General features: G+C 49.8%; 24 protein-coding genes. 6 read left to right on the top strand and 18 right to left on the bottom strand.

What is annotated here, in order from left to right; all coding sequences use genetic code 11:
* Positions 1–77: 77 nt before the first annotated feature.
* From I9H09_RS01490 to I9H09_RS01465, 6 genes are all read right to left on the bottom strand, one after another.
* Complete coding sequence (locus I9H09_RS01490) at positions 78–659, bottom strand: hypothetical protein (protein ID WP_236502447.1); 582 nt, start codon at positions 657–659, stop codon at positions 78–80.
* The gene (locus I9H09_RS01485) at positions 656–1,591 is read right to left on the bottom strand and encodes a hypothetical protein (protein WP_236502446.1); all 936 of its coding nucleotides are present in this window, start codon (positions 1,589–1,591) and stop codon (positions 656–658) included. The genes I9H09_RS01490 and I9H09_RS01485 overlap by 4 nt, the downstream gene beginning before the upstream one ends.
* Before the next feature lie 106 nt (positions 1,592–1,697).
* Positions 1,698–2,627, bottom strand: a complete 930-nt coding sequence (locus tag I9H09_RS01480) for a sce7725 family protein (RefSeq protein WP_236502445.1) — start codon at positions 2,625–2,627, stop codon at positions 1,698–1,700.
* Positions 2,588–3,475, bottom strand: a complete 888-nt coding sequence (locus tag I9H09_RS01475) for a sce7726 family protein (protein ID WP_236502444.1) — start codon at positions 3,473–3,475, stop codon at positions 2,588–2,590. The genes I9H09_RS01480 and I9H09_RS01475 overlap by 40 nt, the downstream gene beginning before the upstream one ends.
* Before the next feature lie 292 nt (positions 3,476–3,767).
* Complete coding sequence (locus I9H09_RS01470) at positions 3,768–5,030, bottom strand: abortive infection family protein (protein WP_236502443.1); 1,263 nt, start codon at positions 5,028–5,030, stop codon at positions 3,768–3,770.
* A 121-nt stretch (positions 5,031–5,151) separates the two neighbouring features.
* Complete coding sequence (locus I9H09_RS01465; protein ID WP_236502442.1) at positions 5,152–6,147, bottom strand: Abi family protein; 996 nt, start codon at positions 6,145–6,147, stop codon at positions 5,152–5,154.
* 841 nt (positions 6,148–6,988) lie between these two features.
* Here I9H09_RS01465 and I9H09_RS01460 point away from each other — a divergent pair.
* Positions 6,989–7,261, top strand: a complete 273-nt coding sequence (locus I9H09_RS01460; protein WP_329610888.1) for a KTSC domain-containing protein — start codon at positions 6,989–6,991, stop codon at positions 7,259–7,261.
* A gap of 484 nt (positions 7,262–7,745) precedes the next feature.
* On the opposite strand, the gene I9H09_RS01455 is transcribed toward I9H09_RS01460, so the two are convergent.
* From I9H09_RS01455 to I9H09_RS01405, 11 genes are all read right to left on the bottom strand, one after another.
* Positions 7,746–8,908 (bottom strand): IS3 family transposase gene (locus I9H09_RS01455; RefSeq protein WP_122346372.1). Its coding sequence is split into 2 segments (ribosomal slippage): positions 7,746–8,653 and positions 8,653–8,908, totalling 1,164 coding nucleotides; the frame shifts between segments, so codons are not numbered across the junction.
* 123 nt (positions 8,909–9,031) lie between these two features.
* Complete coding sequence (locus I9H09_RS01450; protein WP_236502606.1) at positions 9,032–9,850, bottom strand: helix-turn-helix transcriptional regulator; 819 nt, start codon at positions 9,848–9,850, stop codon at positions 9,032–9,034.
* A gap of 29 nt (positions 9,851–9,879) precedes the next feature.
* Positions 9,880–10,467: an anthranilate synthase component II gene (locus tag I9H09_RS01445; protein WP_236502607.1), complete on the bottom strand. Its 588-nt coding sequence runs from the start codon at positions 10,465–10,467 to the stop codon at positions 9,880–9,882.
* Entirely contained in the window at positions 10,464–11,939 is a 1,476-nt protein-coding gene (locus I9H09_RS01440; protein ID WP_236502608.1) for an anthranilate synthase component I family protein, read from the bottom strand. The genes I9H09_RS01445 and I9H09_RS01440 overlap by 4 nt, the downstream gene beginning before the upstream one ends.
* Positions 11,940–12,466: 527 nt before the next feature.
* Positions 12,467–13,342, bottom strand: a complete 876-nt coding sequence (locus I9H09_RS01435) for an alpha/beta fold hydrolase (RefSeq protein ID WP_236502609.1) — start codon at positions 13,340–13,342, stop codon at positions 12,467–12,469.
* A gap of 25 nt (positions 13,343–13,367) precedes the next feature.
* A complete protein-coding gene (locus I9H09_RS01430) occupies positions 13,368–14,252 on the bottom strand; it encodes a DMT family transporter (protein ID WP_236502610.1) in 885 nt (294 codons plus the stop codon).
* Positions 14,253–14,259: 7 nt separating this feature from the next.
* Positions 14,260–14,868, bottom strand: coding sequence for a flavodoxin family protein (locus I9H09_RS01425; protein ID WP_236502611.1), 609 nt, complete (start codon positions 14,866–14,868; stop codon positions 14,260–14,262).
* A gap of 4 nt (positions 14,869–14,872) precedes the next feature.
* The gene (locus I9H09_RS01420) at positions 14,873–15,559 is read right to left on the bottom strand and encodes an iron-containing redox enzyme family protein (protein ID WP_005887899.1); all 687 of its coding nucleotides are present in this window, start codon (positions 15,557–15,559) and stop codon (positions 14,873–14,875) included.
* Entirely contained in the window at positions 15,552–16,106 is a 555-nt protein-coding gene (locus tag I9H09_RS01415; RefSeq protein ID WP_236502612.1) for an acetyltransferase, read from the bottom strand. The genes I9H09_RS01420 and I9H09_RS01415 overlap by 8 nt, the downstream gene beginning before the upstream one ends.
* A 13-nt stretch (positions 16,107–16,119) precedes the next feature.
* Positions 16,120–17,442, bottom strand: a complete 1,323-nt coding sequence (locus I9H09_RS01410; RefSeq protein WP_054991213.1) for a phenylacetate--CoA ligase family protein — start codon at positions 17,440–17,442, stop codon at positions 16,120–16,122.
* A 514-nt stretch (positions 17,443–17,956) separates the two neighbouring features.
* The gene (locus tag I9H09_RS01405; RefSeq protein WP_234778579.1) at positions 17,957–18,316 is read right to left on the bottom strand and encodes a TetR family transcriptional regulator C-terminal domain-containing protein; all 360 of its coding nucleotides are present in this window, start codon (positions 18,314–18,316) and stop codon (positions 17,957–17,959) included.
* A 178-nt stretch (positions 18,317–18,494) separates the two neighbouring features.
* On the opposite strand from I9H09_RS01405, the gene I9H09_RS26865 reads away from it, so the two are divergent.
* From I9H09_RS26865 to I9H09_RS01390, 4 genes are all read left to right on the top strand, one after another.
* Complete coding sequence (locus I9H09_RS26865) at positions 18,495–18,623, top strand: hypothetical protein (protein ID WP_005887891.1); 129 nt, start codon at positions 18,495–18,497, stop codon at positions 18,621–18,623.
* A 311-nt stretch (positions 18,624–18,934) separates the two neighbouring features.
* Positions 18,935–19,699 carry a hypothetical protein gene (locus I9H09_RS01400; RefSeq protein WP_122347781.1) on the top strand — a complete coding sequence of 255 codons (765 nt, stop codon included), beginning with the start codon at positions 18,935–18,937 and terminating at the stop codon, positions 19,697–19,699.
* Positions 19,700–19,940: 241 nt separating this feature from the next.
* Complete coding sequence (locus I9H09_RS01395; RefSeq protein WP_024671412.1) at positions 19,941–20,297, top strand: DUF4190 domain-containing protein; 357 nt, start codon at positions 19,941–19,943, stop codon at positions 20,295–20,297.
* Positions 20,298–20,314: 17 nt separating this feature from the next.
* Entirely contained in the window at positions 20,315–20,755 is a 441-nt protein-coding gene (locus I9H09_RS01390; RefSeq protein WP_122347782.1) for a DUF805 domain-containing protein, read from the top strand.
* A gap of 693 nt (positions 20,756–21,448) precedes the next feature.
* On the opposite strand, the gene I9H09_RS01385 is transcribed toward I9H09_RS01390, so the two are convergent.
* Positions 21,449–22,336: an SDR family oxidoreductase gene (locus I9H09_RS01385; protein ID WP_005887881.1), complete on the bottom strand. Its 888-nt coding sequence runs from the start codon at positions 22,334–22,336 to the stop codon at positions 21,449–21,451.
* 97 nt (positions 22,337–22,433) lie between these two features.
* Here I9H09_RS01385 and I9H09_RS01380 point away from each other — a divergent pair, with 97 nt between their 5' ends.
* Positions 22,434–23,255 (top strand): helix-turn-helix transcriptional regulator, encoded by an 822-nt coding sequence (locus tag I9H09_RS01380; protein ID WP_122347783.1) that lies wholly within the window; start codon positions 22,434–22,436, stop codon positions 23,253–23,255.
* The last annotated feature ends 180 nt before the right edge of the window (positions 23,256–23,435 follow it).

Here is a 23,435-nt window from a genome sequence, read left to right as displayed (position 1 = left end):
AGCGAGCACCTCGTACAGAGTAGAAGCTAATGCGGTACAGCAAATGGGCCATGATAGGGCACGTCGTGTACTATCTCTCACCTCGGTCGAAGTAGAGAATGTAGGCGCTTAACTATCATAATTATCGTGAGTAGCAAATTCACCGTGATAAATACAGCAAGTGGAGTGAAAACCAATTTGGAAAATATTACTGACACTGATACTGATACTGATACTGATACTGAAGATATCTTAGGGTCAACAAAACTGTCTGCCATAGAAAAAGCAAAACATGTAGTTATCAGAACCAAAGAAGAGAGAATAGAAAAGCTAATATTATAATAAAGCTCATCTAAAAGCTTTTTCTTAGCAGCGTAAAACGCGTCGACAGTTCGTTTGAGCTCAATATCCCGCTGATATTTATCATCGAGTTTACTTTCTTGGTCAAAGACCAAAACCAGAACAGATAGTAAAAGCGCTGTAAAAATGGCTCCGAAGTTTACCAAAAGTGACGAAACGTCTTTATTCAAAGAGAACCCAATAACTACGCTGGCGACGCTGAGAGCCAAAGGAACAAAGCAAAATGTTAAAAAGTCGAGCCATGACCACTCCCCGCTGACATTCGACAGAGTTCTGACATGTCCGCAAACAATATCCTTAACATTTATTTTGCTGCTCATACTTTTATGCCCATTCCAGGATACATAGTGGAAAGGAATTCATTAAGTAGCACCTTACACCACGCATCAAATTCTTTAATATTCGGATTGCCCGCCGTAATCGTGACTTTTTTCTCATCGACATCAATTTCACAAACTTGGCTGTTATGACTGCTCCCGAGGCGAAAGGTTCGTTTCCTGCCATGCATTTCCACAACCGTCTTCACCTCAGCACAAAGCGGTGCAAGAATTTCTACTGTCGTGTTTTGCTGAGTGCCTGGCGTCAAGTAGTCAACCAGTGCACCTAGGTTTTTTTTCCGAGACGCTTTGATTGTATAGGTATGCTCGGTCTCGTCGTGACCAAGCTTCTTGATTTGATCTTCGATGGCGTTCATGCCGCGAAATCGAATTAACTTTATCTCTTTGGTGGTAGCCTTCTTCCACTCTTCAAAAGCTTTTTCATAAGATAGGGGATTCATTTGCAACACTCTGCCAGTAACACTCGCAAACTCTTCTCGCAGAAGCTCATAAATCAATGTCTTTACTCCCACGTTCTTCTGATTATGGAGAAGCACTACACCCTCATTTAGCTCTGCCGGAACAAACAACCTGACATAATGCTTTAAAACCTCAGCATTTTCTTCCAAACGTTTAAAATCGATATTCCCGGTTTTAATATTTACCAAATCGGTTCTAGATCCGTAACTTCCAGCCCTGACAACTCCTCTGATTTCTCGAGTAGAGTCGTTAAACTTGAAGCCCGAAAAAGAATAGATTTGCTCAGTAGCTTTCAAAATATGGTAAGTCTTTCCTTTGCCGGTAATATATGATTTAAAAACCTCATACATATCAAACTGACCAATACTTCCTAAGGGCGAATATGAATCCTCAACTTTCTTGCCTTTCATCAACGGATTAAAACAGCGAATCGTGTATGGTGAAATAGTATTCAATTGCGCACCAACCCTATTGATATTAGTATAATTTATTTGGCCGCACTCTTATTTGGATAAAAATTTAGTCCGGCCTTACAGCTAGAGATCGCTCCTTAGCGGAGCTTTAAAACACTGACAACGTCTGAATATGATGCTTGATTGATATTTTTTTTACGACTCCGAGGCCAGGATAGTGACGCGTACCATGGAGCGATATAAACTCTTGAAGTCCAGCCGTGTTTGCGAAATTTGCAGGATTGGCAGTGACATGCAAAACAAGCAGATCAAGAGCCTCGCGAAACTTACCCCCAGGGTCACTTTGGCTATCATTGTCGGAATACGAAGAAAAGTGACGAACATACATATTATTCAACCTCAAACTATCTAAATAAGATAAGTGCAAGGTAACGACATATGCTGGACCACCGCCTTCAGAAAAGCGCTCACTCAGAATCGTATAGTCACCAAATCCAATAGCGTTGGAGTGCAGGCTATATTCAGTATGGTAATTCGAATAAAATGATTCTATGCCATAATCTAGGTTTCTTGACTTTTTGTCAAAACCATCATGAAAAAGAACTACACGTGGAAGATTACCCCAAACCGAATGTTCCGTTTTGCTTGGATTAATTGCCACCACAGACGCACGCATTAAGTCTAAATTAAGAGCCGGAGTAATCGCTCCCTCAACATAGGCGACAAACGGAGCAGGCAAACTTCTTAACAATGCTATAGCAGATAAATCATCCGCGCCACGTACCTTTACACATGGTATGTATAAGTTTGGATAAACACCTAGCGCTGCAAAAAGCGTATTTAGAGAAGCTGTAATAGTTGATCCAGACCCACCGACAAAATCGCTTTGAGACGGGTTAATAACAACCCAACAACTGACACCCGAAGTTGTTAATTCTGAAACAGTAGCCACTAAGGGACCAAGATTCGAATTTACCGGCTCTAATATCGGACATACATTACCCGTAGGTATGTATCCGATAAGCTCCCTCAATGCAGCTAGCTCAAATTGTTTGCCTTTGAGAATTGGGTAGTACATATAGCTTCCTTACTTAAAATGGAACTCATATTTTCCACAAGTCCGTTTTTAGCCTTGCGGGCCAATCCAAATTCAACTCCGGCCACGAGTAGAGACGCTGGTAGAGACAATATGAACTCTCTATCCACAGCCCTCGTCCGCCGAATGACCTTCCTAAATTCCGTGCGAACTCTTTCGTTAGAGGCAGATGCTAAGAGCTTTTCGCACTCACGAAAGATTTCAGTATTACCTACCTCGGGAACGCCACCGTATAAGGACTCGGCGAGGCTCACATACTCTTCACGTCTAAGGGAGCGCATCAAAGTCCGGACGTCAATCTGAGTATCTATTTGTTTCGCCGACCTCTTCTCCCGAAACCCCCCTCTCTTATTGAGCAATATTACGCCGACTTCCTCTGGCACGGCGTGCAAAACTGAATTGAGATATTTTTCGGAGACTACCACATTAACCTTGTCAAATAATTTCATATAGGAGTCAATCTGAGAACTTAGTCGACCTAAATTATCGTAATCAGATTTTATTTCGTAACAGGTAGAAACACCATTAACAATTACACAGTCAGCCTTACTTACACCTACCCGAAACTCTGTAAACATCGTCGAGTTTTTTATCGAATGCCTGCCTATTAGTATTTTTTTTGCGATAGCATTTTTATAATAATACTCATTTCGATAACCCTTGCACAGCAGGCTGTAGCAAAAGTCAAAAACACTGCCTACCGTGTAAAAATCATCGAAGCTTTCGTGGTAACACTCAGCTATTTTTTTTACAAGAGAAAAATCCCCTTCCGAAACAGAATTAATGTTGTTGCTTGAAAAAACTTTTGCTATCTCGTTGAACTTCAACATATTTTTAATCCGAGCAACGAGCTAATCGTTGGCAAAATTTAACACAGACCAGGGAACTGCTTGCCGATTGGCCTAGATTATCACGCACGCCCATGCACTGGCTTCACTCAAAACGTTCTCCTTAGCCTTTTACAGTGTCTAGGTCGCATCCGTCGGTCGAGTTACGAACCTGGCTGATTGCTGTCGTTGATTACGGGTAGCTTTCAGCCTGAAGTGGCCGTGGCTGATAGTCAGACTTTAGTCAAACGCGACCGGGTTTGCAGCTCTAGGTTTCTCCACCGTTGTTCGCGCACTAGCTGCCAGAGCTGTCACCGCAGTTCTGGCTTTCTCTATACCGGTAAGTTTCGGACACGAAATCGATAAACGCCACTGCTGAAGCAACGGCAAGGCGGGCATGCCTTGGCTGCAAGCCACGATGTTGTCCATCGCGCCCATGACCGGTACCGTATAGCCCACGAAGCTGAGCCAGATTGTTAGTCAATTGTGAAAGGTTGCGAAGGACCATTTTGATATTTTCGGCCCCCTTCGCCTCCTCGCTAATCCCCTCTGGGACGAGCTGCAGTGCTTTCGTGACTTTCTTTGTAAGATCACCCAAATCGTCGGACTTCGTAAAAGAAATTTCACGTTTTGTGAGGATGGACTTACAGCACGTTTCGATCAGCTCCTTAGCCGTACCTATGGCCAGAGCAGGATCACGCTCAATAGCATTCTCGAGCCGCTCGATTTCTTTTGCCATCCATCCGGCATTCAGTGCATCTGCTACGGTTTTGGCTCGGAGAACTGTACGGGATGAGTTGTTATGCGCGAGGCGGAAGGCGAAGCGGGGTCGCCCAGCTATGTGCTCTTCCTCGAACAATTCCCAACCGGCCGATCGAAGCTGCTGATTAAAATGAAGCACTAACTTGAGTGCTTCATCCCGTACGGGACGAACCACTGGATGAACAGTCTCGCAGAGGAAGCGAAGGAACTGTTCAGCGCTCCCGTCCAAGAGCTGAAAGCGACTGTCGTTAAATACCCAATCACTATCCCAGTCATCGTTATTGAAGCGATGCTGGTAGATATCTCCTGCCGCGTCCTTATAGCGACTATCGTTAGAGGGGAGCTTTTGAAGATCGTACATGCGGCCTAAAAATTCAATATCGTCTAGCTGGCCATACCACTTCACTTCCTCAAGGCGGAGACCATCCAAAATATTCTGTCTAACATTTTTCGGCAGCTCGGATTTGTCGGATCGCCAATCTGCCCGGAATTCCTTAGCTGGCACAAGCCGGGCTGAATACCAATCTTGGGTCTCATGCCCAAGGATGGCCTTGAGTCTGGCGATTATCTGTTCCTCTAATTGACTACGCCTGCTACCAAGACGGGCAAATTCCGGCGCGGGGATTCGGAACTGGATCTCCCAGATATCCGTGCCACCGTTCCAATTGTCGTGTCCGGTCAATTCGGCGTGAGCCGGATAGTCGCGGACCACAGTAGCGGCGTCGTCAGCACCTTCAGCGCGCAGAAGCGTATACGCAGTCGCGAGAATAAGCTCCAATTGTTCATCGTTCTCCATCGCGTCCACCTTCCATTGTGATGACAATGAGAGTACCCCATCCTGAACTTCACCGATGCGTCATATTCACGTCTCGACAGGTCCTTACTTTTACCGGTAGGCGGGTCCGGCCAGCAACGGCTCAGATACCAAACAATTGACGTGGAAACCCATCCTCGGATGGGAGGCCAAGCGATGCGAACGGGCAGCCAGGCAAGTCAGGCTTTGTGTCTACTATATCCGCGACTTGGCGCAGCCACTGAGACCCAGGTCCGATGTGGCGCAGTAAGAACCAGATAATCGAAATCATCCCGTAGAGGCGGCTGAGTGCGTTTTGGTCTAGTGCCAAAGCTTGGAAGTAAGCGTCCGCGGGCAACACTGGTATCTGATTCGACGCAACCTGATTCCAAATGCGAGTATGGTGAGCACTACGATTTCGTAAAGTGCTGATTCCCTGCAGCCATTCTTTCAGTACCTTAGCGTTGCTGATGCCCAGCCGAGCTGCGATGCGGTTCTGATAGCTTCCCTTCAGTATTTCAAAGTATTTAGAGAGAGTGCCGAAGTCCCACGCTTCTACGACCACCCAGAAAGGCATAGCTTTGTAGTTCTGCCGGTGCCATTCGATGCAGTCTTCCCGACTACGGTTGACTTGCTCCGTTTGCCGGGTCTGCCACTCGTTCCAAGTGTTGCGCTGTCTACCGCGCCCGTCCTGCCAATTTAAGATTTGCCTGGGGTTGACGAAGCGCGCTTCTAGGTAAGCTTGCGGATCGTGGAATCCAACCTCATGAGCAATTATTGAGCGCATATGAATTTCAATGCGCTCGATAGCATCGAGCATCAACTGGCGAAGCTTTTTGTCGAAAAGATATAGATCCACGACCGAATCAAAGGAGGTGCCCGCCGCAAAGGCATCCTGGCGAACAGGCTTCTGCGTGACGTTGGAGATAGTAACTTGGCCGTGCTGATCCCGCACAAAATCCCGTGCAGGAAACCAGAATCCACTGAGCCGGTAATAGCCCACTTGAGAAAGCTTACGCTCAGCCCTAAGCGGGTCCGCAACCTCCATGCCGCGGCGGGTCAAAAGTCCGGCAAGGTCGCTATAGGATTTGAATGGTTTCGGAGGGGCTAGCTGTCGCAACTTCCGTGTCCCAGATACAAGAAGGCCCAACCATAGAACCGGACTTGCCGGTACCAGAGGATCAGGCGCAATTGCGGCAAATATTCCCTCACAGAGCCCGGTTTGTCAAATAATCCCGCTCTCCGGCGCTGCAGCAGCTAGCCGTCCGGATACGGACGCAGCATGAGAAAATCGGGTTAAACCCTACGATCTGTCTATCTCAAGCAAAGCAGAACGGTTGTTGCCCCGTACTGCTACGTCCAGCAACGACGCCGTTACACAGGTCATTGTTGTTACATTACGTACACAGAACCTTTTGAGCTTGTGTTACGTTTAATTTATTCTTTACTTTCAATAGGTTGAGATAGAACGCTACACCCGTAACACCAGTTACACGACTTTAGCTGGCATCTGCCCCGCCCCCCTTTGAAATGGACTCCACCAGCGAGGAGATCCTCGCAGGGCCGGGGTCCCTGAGGTCTTCTACTGCTTACGGGGTAGGAAACCCGCGCATCTTGAGTAGCTAACGTTTCGCCAGCTTAGTGAACAGGTGAACCTGGTGAACGACGGTTCACCCCTGAATTTTCACATCACTCGGTAGCTTGCCGGGGACCCTGGGTATTTCCGAAGGATACGGGACGAAGAACCCGCGCCTTCGTGCTAGTGGCTGGATTTTTTAAGTTAGTTGACAGGTTGACGGAGTTGACTCGGTTGACCGACGCCAGGCATGCGTTATCAGCAACACAAAGGGGGATCATTACAGACACGGTAACGATGTCGCTGTTTTCATGCCCATTACTGGAGAAAAAAGCTCAGGTCACCTAGCAGCCTTTCGGCTTGGCTACCCTGTTGCTCAGATTCAATGGCACCTCCTAGCGAGACACCGACTAGTATCAGCACCGAGAGGTCATCAATCAGGAGTAAGGAAAGCGCTATGGACATGGTTCGAGTCAACTCATCAGCGATCACAGCTGTCGGCTATGATCCCGCTACAGGCAGGATGAGGATCACTTTCAAGCGAGGACGTCCTTACGACTATTGCCACGTTCCGCCGAACATCCATCAGGGCTTGATGGATGCTGGCTCGAAAGGTACTTATTTCGACAGGATGATCAGGGATCGATACCAGTGCTAGGCTGGGGTATAAACTCTCATTTTCGAGCCTGGCGCACACCCAGCACGGCGGGCCCTGTATGCCTACGTGTATGCCTAACCAGAACACCACCAGCGTAACCCTTATAAAACGGGCCTCTGACAGCCCAGTTCAAACGACGCCTGGGGGAGTGTCTTGATTTGTGGACAGTCTACAAAGAAACCCGCCACCCCTTTGTGCGGTCTTTTGTTTCTGAGCTTGTGGATTGGAATCCATTGTCGCGTGCAAATCCGCGCCCCCCGAGCGACTTTTGGTGCTGGATAAAGTTGGCATGTAAGGCAGTGCCTCATTGCGAGACGGTTTAGGTACTCAGGTCGGCAAGCGCTTGCGAACGATTGAAGCGAAGCTTTTTTGAAACCATTGACGTGGCCCGGGTAAAAAAGTCGATACAAGCACTACTGATCAAAGCGGGAGTGGTGCGGATGGTGAGTAAAGTAACCTGTGAGCCTGAACCTTTATGTAGTGGTCAACTGATCCCGGACACGACGTTAAGTTTTTTCTCGTACTGAGCGGGTGCCAGTCCATTATTGAACTGGTGTGGCCGAACCCAGTTGTAGCGATGCATCAGATAATGACTGATATCCCGCTGTGCCTCTTGGGCCGTCATGTAGCCCACGGCGGGTATCCACTCGGTTTTCAAGCTGCGGAATACACGCTCCATCGGCGAGTTGTCGTAGCAATTACCTCGGCGACTCATGCTCTGGCGCATGCGGTATCGCCAAAGCCGCTGGCGAAACTGTCGGCTCCCATATTGGGAGCCCTGATCTGAGTGAAACAGCAGGCCCTGAGGCTTGCCGCGTTGCTCATAAGCCATGTCCAGCGCCTTGATGACCAAGTCCGTGTCCGGTTTGTTTGAAAACGCCCAGCCCACCACCCGACGCGCATAAAGATCCATAACCACCGCCAGGTAATGCCATTTTCCTTGCGCCCAGATGTAGGTGATGTCGCCACACCAAACCTGATTGGGCGCGGGTACATCGAACTGCCGATTCAAAATGTTCGGAATGTCAGGCCTCTCCACTGTTGCTTTTTTATAAGCATGAGAGCCAGGTTGCTTGCTGATTAATCCCAGTTCCCGCATCAGGCCACGTACCTTGAACCGGCCAATTTGCTCGCCATCTTCCTGCAATACCGAAACGATACTGCGGCTGCCAGCAGCGCTTCGACTTTGCCCGAACAGCTCATTGACTCGACTGAGTAAACGAACCCGCTCGGTGTCTGGAGCCCGACGCCGCTGGCAATGGTCGTAGTAGCACGAGCGAGGTGTCTCGAACATCTCGCACAGCAATTCGATCGGCTCATGGGCACCTAGCTGATCGATCAGCGCAAGCGCTCGTGTTCTTCCGACATCAAGAGCGCGGTAGCCTTTTTTAAAATGGATTTCTCCCGCTCAAGACGAGCGATGCGCGCTTCCAGCTCCTGAATTTTCTGCTGCTCGGGCGTCAGGGCTTTGCTCTGAGGCGTCACGCCATTGCGCTCCTGCTGGAGCTGGCTAACCCAGCGACGCAGCGCAGACTCGACCACTCCAAGCGAGCGAGAAGCTTCGACATGGCTATAACCTTGATCGAGCACGAGGCCTGCGGCCTCACGTTTGAATTCAGCGGAGAAGGTACGGCGTTGCTTGGTCATCAGACACCTCTATATCTGGCGATATTCTCGCCTAAATGAGTGTCCGGAATCATTAGACCACTACATTAATAGCTGCCATTCACCGCGATGTCTATATGCATTACATAAGCATATTTCCGTTAATTAAAGTGAAATAAACTCCTGCGCCAACGCCATACCCACCGCCTGCAATCGGTTAGAGGCCCCTAGTTTTCTACTTGCATTGGCGATGTGAAAGTTTACAGTTCGTTCAGAGCAGCCTAGGATGCGGCTTATCTCCCATGTTGTTTTGCCTGCCCCTGACCATTTCAGGACTTCAGTCTCTCTCATTGTGAGGCTGCACGATTGCTCCCCCGGTGCTTTCAAGTGTCTCTGTGAGCCTTCCAGAAGAAAAGGTACTAACATAAAGAGCACTCCAAAAGTCACATTTACTTCATCGTCAAACTCTTCATTAGAATCTACTGGATGAGCAACATTGAATGAGCCCAGCATTTCTCTACAGCGCAAGGGAATGCTAACCCCTTGTGACAGGCCATAGCGCTCGCGTGCTCTCCAGAACTCTTTTGGCCTGCCACGCGCCCTCCTTCTGGCGCCACCCCAAAAGAGCGGCATGAAGTGCCTACGGCAATGCTTGACTATGGGATCTATTAGAATGAAGTTTTCATCCTCATAGCATTTTAACCAGTCGAGAGGGTAAGTCGTTATAATCCGATTGGATGGTTCATTGGTGGTGAAGCCGCCAATGCTAAGCAAATAAGTTTTGTAACCAAGTCGACATAATACTTTTCGTAAATGACTTTCCCAATCGCGGCAATCCAAAAATTTCGCCAAACAGGAGAAATCATCTAGCACTTCTAGATATTCGTTTTTTTGAATTTTTTCTTTTTTTGTATTATTGTAATTGGATAGCAAGACAATATCCTTTTTATTTTTATATGATAAAAGGTCTGAGGCGCGGGTCACATCCAGAAAGTCCGCGCCTGTTTTTTACGTTACGGATGATGACAGTGTTTTTCTACAAAGCTTCGGAGTAGTCCAAGGCCATCTTCAGTCAAAATACTCTCGGGATGAAACTGAACGCCCTCCAATGGATACTCGCGGTGACGAACCCCCATGATATATCCGTCATCGTTTGAGGTGGAGGTAACCCTCAGCACGTCAGGCAGTTTCCTATCATCAATGATCAAAGAGTGATAACGTGTAGCTTTTATTGACTTGCCGCCAGTATGCGCATATACACCTTTGCCATCATTATCTATTATGCTGACCTTTCCGTGCATAACATTGTCAGCCCGAATAACCGCACCACCAAAAGCAAGACTAATAGCCTGGTGCCCCAGGCAAACACCCAATATAGGCAATCGTCCTTTAAAGTGCTGGATTAACTCTATATAACCCGCATCCTGCGGATGACCTGGGCCAGGTCCCAGCACGCAAAAATCTGGCGCATAAGCTTCGATCTTTTCTATCAGGTTTGGAGAATCATTGCGCTCCACGCGGGTCTCCAAACCTAACTGCTCAAGGTACTGGCTGATAATAAATACGAAGCTGTCATAAGCATCTATCAGGAAAACTCTCACTGCAGCATCTCCTTTCCTGTGACCGCGCGATAGACAGAGCCCATTTTATAAAACGTCTCTGTCCACTCCTTGTCCGGCACCGAGTCTGCAACTACGCCTGCGGAAGCCCTTAAATAATAGGTACCCTCCTTATGTACGGCTGAACGGATACATAAAGCTGTATTGACACTACCATCAAATCCGATCAGACCTACCGCACCGGCGTATATACCGCGTCGGTTTTTTTCCATACTTTCTATAATTTGCATCGCCCGAATCTTCGGCGCACCCGTCATAGTCCCCGCAGGAAACGACGCTTTGATAACATCGAATGCATCAAAGCCCGTTCTCAGTAGGCCGCGCACGTTTGAGACCATGTGATAAAGGTGCGAATACTCCTCAACCAGCATCAGCTCATCAACCTCCAGTGATCCCGGCTGACAAACACGACCGATATCGTTCCTGCATAGGTCGACCAGCATTAAATGCTCAGCACGCTCTTTTTCAGAGCGTGTCATGCTCAAGATCAACTCGCTGGAAGACACGCCAGACCTTTTACCTACGGTCCCAGCGATAGGCCTCATTTCGATCAGTTCATCTTTGACTCGGACAAATAACTCGGGACTAGCACCAATCAGATCAACACCTCCCAGATTAGCCATATACATATAGGGTGACGGATTGTTCTTCCGCAGCGCTCGATATACGTCGAAGGGCTTGACTGATGTATCGACCTGCACCTCATGACCCAGCTGTATCTGATAGATGTCACCTTGGTGGATATGCGCCAACGCCTTGTCGACCCAACCAAGGAACTGCTCTTTTTCCACCGTATCGCGAGCAACTGTAACTGAGGGGTAAACGATCTGCTCGTCAGGGAGCGGACTCCTTGCAGCGTCGGCCAGCAGAGCAACATATTCATGAGTATTGCGTGCGTCCCACAGAGGGCAATTATTAACCACCACCTCTACAGTCTGGTTTGTGTGGAAATAAACCAGAGTTTGAAAAACGGTGAGGGCTATGATTGGATAGTCAGTAGTCCGCTCAGTAAGATCGGGAATTTTCTCGACGAATCGAACGCTGTCATAAGAAAGATAGCCAAAAAAAGCTAGGCTGGGATTAGCGTGGCGTGGAGTGTCGAATGAGCCTTGCAACATGCGTAGCAAATCCCATACAGCATCATTATTGTCAATACAGATATGCTTGCTTTCATCCAGAACGATGCCCCGCTCCAACAGCGAGCTTCTTAGATAACATATCAGCCGCTCGTTCCCCTCAAGCTCTGCATATGCCTCATATACCTTTACTGACAGCAACGGGTTCATCCCTATAATGGTCGCTTTACGATATCGACTGGGACCCGATAAAGATTCAAGAATAAATGTGCTATCTGGACCTAAGGCATCCAACGCCAACTTGTACACTGTCAACGCTTCACATTTCAGACGCTCAGTATGTAGCTGCACACTGACAGGTGCAATTATCCTGCTCATAATGCTTCCTTTATTGTCGAACACCTTAAGTAGACAGGTGAAAAACGTAAAAACTCAATTATAGAATATTTCGGCGCTACAACTAGTTAGTTATTTATGGCATTCTCCACCTTTCATCGAGGCGCACAAATTTAATGAGAGTACTGTACCGGAAAGACACGAAAGCCGGCTAGCCCCGCCGACATATGTAGATTTTCGTATGAGAAATAACGAAACTTCCTACAGCACTGAAGGTGTATTTAAAACTAAATTAATGCTTAGCTGACATGCAGCATAGCACTGGCAGTAGAGTTTGCGGCACCCGATATTGCTGTTGAAAATAGAAAGCCAGGATGCCCTGTACCGAAATGGGCGTCTCGCGAACCATACAATAATGACATTCTGTAATACACTGTTACATCTTGCGCCGATTGAAGGTAATGCAGAAACGATCCTGAATTATTTGAGGTGCTACTCATAGGCCGTTGGAGACTCAATATACAGTTTTCGGGCTTTGCCAACCTCTCGCATCTGATTGAGAAAAATCGCTATACAGCAATAAAGTTCCGAATAGCGGTGACGGTCTGCTCACTGCACTCGAGGTATGGAACATGTCCGGCACCGTCAATTATACATATACTTGCATTTGGTAGGTCGCTACTGATTTTATCCAGACAAGAAATATCAAAAATACGGTCTTCACTACCCCAAACGATCAAAGTCAGGGCTTGAATTTCAGTAAGTCGCGCCTCAAGCGGGTACAAACCTGCCCCTTTAAAGTCTGCCATTATTTTTACAATATTTTTGTAGCGAAGCGCCCCTTTAGTGGCCAGAGCCTTCGCCATAAATAGCGGGATCCTGGGGGCGTGCTGGAATGCAATGCTCCAAAACTTTTCCATTTCGACGACAGTTCGATAGCCAAAAGGATGCCTGCCAGATTCAAGAAACTGTTTCATGACAAGGCTCGGTCTCCAAGCAGGCAAACCAGCCGGTGCCATTGCGATCAGGTGAGAGACGTCAGCAGGAAAAGTAGCTGCGTATATACAGGCAATGCAGCCTCCGATAGAACTGCCGATTAATACAAAGCCTTTGCTACGCTGCGAATCTAGAAAAGCCTTCAGCCGCTCCGTCTGAGCTGCAGGGCTGTAGCTTTGCGATGTATCGAACGAAGACTCCCCCTCACCGGGCAGATCCAAAAAAATACAATTATAGGTATCCACCAACGAGTAGATTTGTGGACCCCACTGATCCTTGCTGGCCCCTAATCCATGAAGAAACACCAACGTAGGTCCAGTATTGAGGTCATTCGAGCATAAGTAAGCAATTTCATAATTTTCTGTTTTCCAGCGTCGAAGTTTGAGCCTGAAGCGATGCCTGTTCTGCTCGCGCATACCGAACAGTAATAATTGACCTGCCCAATTCATGAAATCCTCTTACCGGGCTCGCCGGTCAACCGGCAGGGTTGCCGCTTACTGAAACCTTCTTGGGCAGTCCACGTACCTGGCAGAGCCCAACACCAACTATGACCGCCACTCCGCCGATAATGAGGTTTGTCGATAACTCCTCGCTCAGAAGCAACTGGCTTACCGCTACTGCAAATACTGGCACCAATAAAAGAAACGGTGCTAAGCGCTGAATAGGGTGGCGACCCAAGAGCCAATACCACAGGCCAAACCCAATGAGTCCGCCGCTCACAGCGGTATATAACAAGGCGGCCCATGCTATCGGACTAGTAGTAAAGACTTCCCCCCACACAGGGCGCTCCACTGCAACTGATACCATCAGTAACTCGGGCGCTGCAATCAGTGCTGTCCAGGCGCTTATTGTCAATGGGTTAAAGGGCCCCCATCTTTTAGCGAGCAATGTTCCCACTGCGAACACAAAAGCGGCAGCTATCACCAGCACTATCCCCGATAGTTCGCCGCCTTTTCCTATTCCACCGACCACCATCAGCACACCCAGCAGTGCGATTATGATACCCACCATCACCGGCAACGTGATGCGCTCCCCAAACACCACCCCCCCTAGCAAAAGAGTGAAAGGTGTTGTCAGTTGGTATGCAACAGCAGAAGTCGAAGCATCTACATGTAAAATACCGCAGTACAGCAATCCAAAATGCAGCGCTCCAGTTAACGAGGCAATGTAGAAGACTTTTGATAGTTCGCTGCGCTTGGGAACTCCGCAAAACGGCAGTAGCACGACAGCAATCAACGCGAATCGCATAGCAACCATAAGGATTGGCGGAAGTTCTTCCCCGCCTATTTTAACGGCTGTCACTTGCGCACCCCATAGAAAAGCCACGAATACGGCTATCAATGTATCTCGTATAGGCATTTACACGCTATCCTGTCTGAAATTGGACTTGTTTAAGCAAACGCTGGTGCTCGACATGGCGGGGTCGCTCGTTTAGTTTCTGGTAGTACTCCACGAGACGATCCAGCGTTTCCCGAAGTGCCTGCTCCGCCTCTGGGTCTTGAACCAGTTGGCTATTGAACGTAGCCGGAAACCCTGAGCCGACTAACACCATTTTGTTCAGAAGGGCGTTGAGCACAACCTGACCAAATACAGCGGTGTGACCATATCGACGTCCCACTACTGCTACCGCTGCGAGCTTGTCTCGTAATGGCCGCTCTCGCGGACGCAAAAAGCCATACCCAACACGTTCCAAAAATGCCTGAAAACGACTGTTAGCTCCATATGCATGCATCACCGGGAGATACAGGACTGCGTCTGCCTTAACCATCTCGCCAACGATCAAAGCGACATCATCAGACAAAGAGCAATCAGTTTTTGAACAGGCATTATCGGCATCGCAATAATCGATACGATAGTCTCGAAGCCAGAAATCTTTAACTAAGGCGCGTCCTTCCAAGTGGCGCCGAATCAACGACACCACTCGGCCGCTGACCCCATGCGTCCGATTTGAACCCACGATAACGATCAACTTCATTAGTTCAAGACGCCTTGAGCAATGGCATCTCAGCAAGGCGTTCATACTCTAGAAATGATTCCTCCAGCAACTGCCCAGTGAGGTATAGCGTAACCCTTGCCACTTCTTTGATCATCGCCCGCTCTTCACCTGTTTTCACCGAGCGCTGCATAGCCACTCGCACTTCTTCAGAATGTTTTTCGTCAATGCTCGAATGAGCAACAAAGAATGTCATTTGCTCGTCTACAAGACCGAGGTCCAAGCGAAACTTGTTCAGTATTGGCTGGATATGGCCGTAAACCTCTTCTGCCCAATAGCTGTATCCCAAGCGAGCGACCGGCCCCTGGCGAATGGCCACATCGTTCAGATAAGCGATCAGCGCTTGAGTGGGGGCAAGCGGCGCAGGTAATAATGCGGGTAGCGCGCCTATCGACTCCAAGTCGCGAATCACCATCTTCTCGTGCCCTAACTCTTCGAGCGCATGCTTGTAGACAAATCGCAGCAGCGTTGTCTGTTCCGGATCCGCGCTGAACGCACAGGCCGCCTGATTGATTGAGTTGAATCGGGTGTAGTGGTAAATCTGAAGCATCACCTGTTGATAAAGCTCTACCGCAATCGGATACCTAAGGCTGTGTGTCCAGTAGTTACCTTTTTTGATTTTTGCCCAGCCACTTTCAACGATAGCGTCCAGTTCTTTGAAGAAATCATCCATTGGATATTTTTCCTTTTATAGTATTAAAGACGGTGTCTATCTCTAGGTATATCAAACTATAACCACGTGTTGATTGGCGACTTTCCCAAGTGATGTCGTCGGCCAAAACAACCCCTCCAATATCAACATACAATGCAACCAAACGACCCCGACATAATGCCGAAATATATCGGAATGACGTGTTCGCCTTCAACCAAATAGCCGTCTCCAGGAGAAAAAATCTTAAGTGCGGACCGCCTCTGTATTTCTCATCTAACACTAGTCTATTGGCATCAAAAGATCCCATCAGATCAGGGAAGTGATGATCTATATTAACAAGGCGTTCGACGAAGCTCATCCCATGACCCAGTGGCGTTATTCGAATGGCACCTACGACTCTCTCACCATCCATATAGACCAAGTGGTAGGAACAGGTGTCTCGCAACGCCTCCGCGTCATCAAAAAACTCTTCATTCGCTGGATTATCACCGATGTAGCGAGACCTCAAAAAACACACACTTTTGAATAATTCGTTTTTCGTAGATATCACCTGCACAGACATACTCATATAAGACCCTCGACTAGAGGCTGCGCTGGTCGATAATTCGTGCTTCTTTCCAACTGAACCAACTTCCCAAATTCACATGATCATCTAAATCATCCACTGCCATGATTGTCGCATCGACCTCTAGACGCTCGTGCATACGCTCGCGAACCAGTAGCGTTAATTGACTGCGATCACCTTGGTAAAATCTGGACATTTCAATTTTGGCTATTATCGTGTCCTTGCCATTAACGCGATTGATGACGATTTGGTAACCTAAACATTGTTCGACACCTTCGAGTAGGGCCTGCTCAATATGGCCGGCGGTGAAGAGTTTGCCGTTAAGCGTCATAGAATCTTTGACTCGGCCAAGCACTCTCATTGTTTGCGAGAGCGCAATCGGTTTTTCTACCGTTTTTTGGATGCAGACGAGATCACCCGTGCGATAACGAATTAGGGGTTTCACTCCGTCAACCAGCATAGTGACACACAACTCGCCCTCGCCACTGTCCCCGAGGCTCTCACCCGTTTTCGGGTTCAACACTTCAATAATATAGTTGAGTCGATGAGGTACCAGTTGGTCATGGGCATTGGTGGCGGCAATAATCATGGATTCCTGCGAGCCATATAAACTGTTGTACGCTTCGCAGCCCCAGAGGCTGTACAAATTATTTTTAAGCGCTGGCGTACAGAGCTCGCCACTCATCATGAATGCCCGCAACGAAAAGTCCTCGCGCGGGTTAAGGCCTAATCGCTCGGCCTCTTTAGCCAGCGCAAGCAGTAAACCTGGGGCGGAAGCAACGACGCCAATACGCAAGTCCCGCATTAACTGGAGCGTTTTGGGATAGCCAATGACTGGAGAGTGCGGCCAAATCTTGGCACTACAGACGCCTAGCTGCTGACAGACATCACCCAGAGTGTCGCCGAAAGAGTGAACTTCGGTAGGGCCCATGATGCCCACGACAGTTTTTTCTCTAGGAAAATGTTTTTCCAGTACCGCCTTATAGGCCATCGCGAGTTGCTTATTACTCGCATAGCTTTCCTTTTTATCTCGAGGACAAGGTGTCGCGGGGCCCGTCGTGCCGGTGGTTTCATAATAGTACACGCTGTCTTCTAATACGCCAGACAGTATGTGTAGCATGGACACCCTTAAATCCTCCTTGGTTGTAAAAGGCAGGGAGGTAAGATTCTTTAGCGAAACCTCTTGAGGTGAAATATTCTTGAAGTGCTTTGCATAAAAATGTGATTTGCTTTTGACGTGCGTTAGTACTACCTCTAGCCTTTCCTCATGCCAGGATTTAAGGCCTTTTTCAGTAAGCTGATTTGCCCAGTACGCTCGATGAACATCATCATACCTCATAACAAATTCGTCAAACGACTTTTCGACTCTCACAACTTAGACCCTTATTCGCAGTTATAATCTTCGCCGTGATGGCTGCTTTTTCTGGATGCAGACATTAACAAGCAAAGAAAAATTGCATCCCTGTCAAATTGGTCAGTTGTTAGCAGGTGCTGCTTTATGCTAGAGCTAGGCGACCATGGTAGAAATATTCATTTCTTAAACAGTCTAAACCTTCAGATGGACAGTTCTTACTTGACCCAAAAAACGAGGAGGCCAGAGTGTCAAAATCAGCGGCAGCACAGCATAATCGGTGACTTCTCGTCGTGTCGTAGAGATTTCTCAACCAGTATAATGTGTAGTTTTTGGCACCTCTCATCTGTTTGACTGTTTAAATTTAATACTCAGCATTAAACGATATGTTTATTAAAATGGTCCTAGAAGATATTTTCGAATAGCAAGATTCGGTCCCAATCGTCGTCGCCAAATACTGTGTTACGCGACTAGTCAATATGACACTACCAATAATAATGCCTCAGTCGACCTCTAAAAAGCTCCTCACGAGGCCTTCACCTATCAGCCGAATTCCCTCGAAAACACTAAAACCCAACCCCCTCACCCCATCAACCCCAACCAACCTCAACCCCCATTCCACCCGTGCCGGAATACCTTGAATCAGATCCCCCCGATCCTCACCCAGCAGCGCTCTGAGCTGATGCGGGGCGAACACCAGGTCGATGAATTGGCGGGCCAGTGCGTCAGGGTCGGTGGGTTGGTCCGGGCCTGCCAATATTGCCGAACGTACTCTGGCGAAACCGCCTTCCCAGCCTATTCGGTTGACTTCAGCAGCCAGCAGCGGGGTGCGGTTAGAGGTGCCTACCACCAGGCGCATCATTGCCAGGGTATCGGCTTGCAGCGCATGTTCAAGTATGCCTTGGCCCACGTGCCGCAGGCGGCCTTTGAGTGGGAGCGCTGGAGTCGTTGCGGCGGGCACCAGCAGGGCGGCTACGTGGCGTCGCACTACAGCTTCGAACAGCGCTTCTTTGTTGGCGTAGCGCGCATAGAGGGGGGCTTTGCTGGATGACGCTCAGGGCTTGCGCCGTGCCATCGCCGGTTCGGGTTGTGTGGTGTCTACGCTCAACGGCCTGGAAGAGGTGATCATCCGGCAGCAGGGCAGGCTGTTGGAGGCGGCGACGCGCTGATCAATACACAAGTGCAGGAGAAGTGGTTCTGGGCTTGGGTCCTGAACGGTTATACAACTACCGTCTCCGGTGACGTGATCAAGTTGAAAACAGCTAAGTAAGTACTGCTCGTTTTCAGAAAGCCCGGTTCGCCGGGCTTTTCTGTTTCTGGCTATTGGCGGATGCGCTGTCGGGCGATGGCCCGAGAGCAGCTAACATAGAGCCGATATGTGTAAGGGTATAAGCCAGATGTAATCCCGAGCAGACACGCATCGTTGCCAACCGCTAAAAGGTTTAGCATCCAGCCCACCCCCAGATATGAAGCCTTCTGCATGACTGCCTTCTACCTTAAGTTGCTCATCACCCCCGCGCTCATGCTGGCCATTTCATTGGCGGCCAGGCGCTCGGGCACTGGCGTGGCGGGGCTTCTCTCTGGCCTGCCGATGACCTCGGCGCTGGTCATGCTGTTTCTCAGCCTTGAGCAGGGCACCGCATTCGCATCGATGGCGGTGCCCGGAGCATTGGCCGGGCTGGCGGCGATTCAAGCGACTTATCTGTTTTATTTCCTGGCCACTCGACGCGTCTCAGCGATGGCTGGATGCGTCTTGGCCTTGATGTTGTATGGCGCAACGGCCTTTTTGATGAACCTGTCGGGATCACTGGCGCTGTCGATCATGTTCACGCTGCTGATGGTTGCGTTGATCATCGTTGCCACCTCGAAACAGACGCCGCCCGAAGTAGCGGCATACGTCGCGCTGCCACGCTGGGTCATCCCGATGCGAATGTTGACGGCCACCCTTCTGCTGCTGGCGATTACCGCAAGCGCTACCTGGCTCGGCCCTGTGGTCAGTGGGCTGCTGGCGCCGATCCCGGTCATCGCCTGGCCGCTTGCAGTGTTCGTCCACGTCCAAGGCGGACATTATGAACTGGCAGCGATAGTGCGGGGCAATGCCATTGGCGCTGTCGGGGTGGTTAGCTTTTACCTGACCCTCAGGTATTCCATATTGCAATGGGGCGCGCTTCTGTCTATTACGACTGCCGTTTTGTTGGCTGTGGTGGTGACGGCTGTGTTGGCCAGGGTGTTGGCGAAGCGGTAGTGCGTATAAATGGCTCCAATGCGACGCTGACCAAAATCAGTCATCCATAGATACCGACGATTAAAGCGGCAATGGCACACACGGCAAGCCGACTGCCTGTTCGGAAAATATGCTGAATTTCTATCATGCGACCTTATATTTAATTAACTAACCCTTGGCAGCACCAACGTTTTACCCCAGAATTTCACGGCGTCTAAACGCTTGCTCGTGGCGTGAACGCTATTTGATATAGGGAAATATAATGGCGATGGTCTTCTGTCGTGGTTGTGCAAAGGAAATACATGAAACGGCGCTCAGTTGCCCACAATGTGGCGCCAGTCAAATCTCCGCAATACCCGCAAAACAGCTGCGCGACGCAGGCTCTCCGTGGATGGCTATTACCTCTCTGGTCTTGAGCATCGTCTGCACGCTGGCCCTGTTTGACGACGGCGAGTGGGACCTGGACACCATTGTCGGGCTCGGTATGTTCTCAATAGCCGGGCTTGTTCTGGGCGTCATCAGCATCAACAAAAAGAAACCCGGTAACGGGTTGGCGATTGCGGGGACTGTTCTATCCGCCGTGTCACTACTGATATTCATTGGATTAATTACTAACTGATTTAGGGAAGAATTGAGATGGTATTTTGTCGTGGTTGTGCAAAAGAAATCAGTGACGACGCTGACACGTGCCCGCATTGTGGAGCACCGCAGCTGGTCATTTCACCTGCCGGTACAAATACAGATACCCCACCTTCAGGAAACTGGTATTTCGAAGTTCTGAAAAAATATGCCGTATTTACCGGTCGGGCACGCAGAAAAGAATACTGGATGTTTTTCCTGTTCAACGTGTTGATCTCGATGGTCATCGGCTTTGTCGGCGGACTGTTCGGCGATGGCGGCATACTCACTAACCTGTATTCCCTGGCCGTCTTGGTCCCGGGCGTTGCAGTGGGTGTTCGCAGGCTGCACGACACCGACCGCAGTGGCTGGTGGTTGCTGGTCCCGATCGCCAACCTCGTGTTCCTGATTCAAGAAGGTCAGCCAGGCCCTAATCGGTTTGGCCCAAGTCCTAAATAAATGCTGTTTGAGGATGTGGTCGTTTGACCGCATCCTCGCTCACACTAGGCTATTTGCGCGAGTACCCCGGCAAACAGATCAAAACTCGACCTGAACCCGGGTCCCTGCACTCAATCCTTAATTAGCGAAACTCGCTCTAAGGCGCTGACCCGCATATTGCTGAGCCTCCTGAACTTTCTCCATCACCGCAGCGGCGCCGAGAGCACCACCGTCGTATAGATGGCGGCCAGCGATTACCCAGCCTCCACCATGAAAATACGGCACCACCGGAAACGGCCCTTTTCCCTCAGGCGTATAGACAGTCGCGGGCAATGTTTCGGCAGCGCTCTGCACCATTGTTTCAAGGCTGGTGACACCCGATACCAAAGCGTTCGGTGAACTGTCGCTTCATATCACCCAACACGCCTTTGTCTGCATCAGCGATGGTCGGCTGCTAGCAAGCCTCTTCGAGTACGGTCTTTTCTATGCCTTTGGCATCGAGGCTGGCGTACTTTTTCAGGACGTTCTGCATGTTCTGCATACCCGAGTCAGTTTGCAGCATGCTCTTTGTGCCGCTTACTGCCAGTTCCTGCACTGAACGCCTTTCCGGATCGCGAGCGCAACGCGCCAATATCGTTGTGCCTACGATCATCAGTCTGAGCAGGTTAATAACAATTCGGTTTTTTTGCCGAGTGGTAATGCCGACTGCGGCCACTAACCCTTCAAACAACTTTCCAAATCTTCAATCAAACCTGGCCCATCGGGCTGCCATCCCAAGCGCTCGCGTGTCTTGTGACTCAGGCTGATCATGTCCTTGCCCACAAATGTCGACAGCCAGCCGAAGTGCGCGGCAGCCTCATGGGCGGGCACGGCCAAAGTGGGCAGACCGAGGCGTTCTCCAATAGCCTCGGCAATCAGGCGAAAAGCGATGCCTGATTCGGCAGTCGCATGATAACGAGCCCCCGGTCGATGCTTCTCCAGAGCGAGGCGGTAGAGGCGCGCCGTATCTTCAAGGGGCGCTGCGGACCATTGATTCAGGCCCCGATCAATATAGGCCGAACATCCTTTTTTCTGCGCGTGCTTGATGACTTCGCTGACCAAGCCTTGTTTGACGGGGTTGTGAATCTGCGAGAGGCGCATGACCACTACGTTGACGCCGCGTTGCAGCAGCGCCTGCCCGGCGAGTTCCGACGCGACCCGGGGGTTGGAATGCATCGGATCGAAATGATCTTCATCTGCGGCCTGCCCTAGTGATGAAGAGCCCATCGCCGTGCTGGAGGTGATAACCAAAGGGCGATTCGAGCCTTCCAGCGCAGAACCTAATGCGTCGATAACGCGAGCGTCATTCTGGCAGTTGACGACGAAGCGCGCGAAGTTGTGATCAAAGGCTGTGTGAATCACCGCGTCGCACTTTTCTGCGCCACGTTGAAGGCTGGACAGGTCTTCGATATCTCCGCGATGGAATTCGGCTCCTAGGGCAAGTAGAGCTCGAGCCCCCTCCTCTGAACGTGTCAGCCCCACTACTTGGTGGCCTGCGTTGATCAGTTCCCGGATGACCTGAGTGCCAATAAAGCCTGTGGAGCCGGTTATAAATACGCGCATATTAAAATCTCTCTTTGCTTAAGTCGCCAGAGTGCGCGTAACGTTTATCCGGTAAAAGACGTGACGTTATCAGGGTATAAAAACCAACAGGATCATCATGACGAACTCGCTGGGAAAGTATTTGAAGGACTGTAGGGCTCGTCTGGACCCTGCGAGTCTGGGTCTTTCCCAAACGCGTCGTCGTACGCCAGGCTTGCGTCGGGAAGAAGTTGCCCAACGCGCCAATATCAGCGCGACGTGGTACGCATGGCTGGAACAGGGGCGTGGTGGATCACCGTCTGCCCAAGTCCTCGGACGGATCGCGCAAAGTCTCTTGATGACCAAACCCGAGCGGGAACACTTGTTCATGCTTGCGTTTGGTCATCTGCCCGAAGTTCTCTACAGCGCGCCTGAAAGTGTGTCGCCGCGCTTGCAACGCATTCTGGATACGCTCGCGTTCAGCCCTGCTTTTATCAGGACAGCCACATGGGATGTTCTAGCCTGGAACAACGCTGCGGCGGCCGTGTTTACTGACTACAGCCTGCTGCCCCCAGAGCAGCGAAACATCATGCGTTTGATGTTTTGCAACTCCGCCACGCGGGCCAAGCAGGATGACTGGTATGCCGTCGCGCGCTTTATAGTCGCCTCATTCAGAGCAGACGCCACACGTGCCGGGGCCGCGTCGGAACTTCACGAACTCGCTGACGAGCTCTGCACACTAAGCGTCGATTTCGCGACGTTATGGCGCGACAACGATGTGCGTTCACAGGGCGAAGGCACCAAACGCCTGCGGCATCCGGATCATGGGCTGATTGAGCTGGAGTATTCGAGCTTCGCAGTGGACGGCAGGCCCGATCTGTCGATGATTGTTTATAACCCGGTTGCCACTGATGACGCCGAGCGAATTCAGGCGCTGGTGGAGAGTTACTTACAGCGTTAACGCGGCTGGAGAATCATCAGGCTTTTCTGCTACCAGGCTGCCCTCTGCCCGAAAGATCGAACCGCCATCCCACCACGCACTCAGAAAGTATCTGACCTCAAAAAATCAGCCCTTTCCCGTCAATTGGCAACGACTTATCTGGAGCCCCGGTACAGCCGTCGCTTCAGCGATGATCGCCTT

The sequence above is a fragment of the Pseudomonas tremae genome (assembly GCF_023278125.1).
Taxonomy (GTDB): Bacteria; Pseudomonadota; Gammaproteobacteria; order Pseudomonadales; family Pseudomonadaceae; genus Aquipseudomonas; species Aquipseudomonas tremae.
The sequence above is the reverse complement of the archived record's forward strand: the minus strand, read 5'-3'. Positions and strand labels throughout refer to the sequence as shown.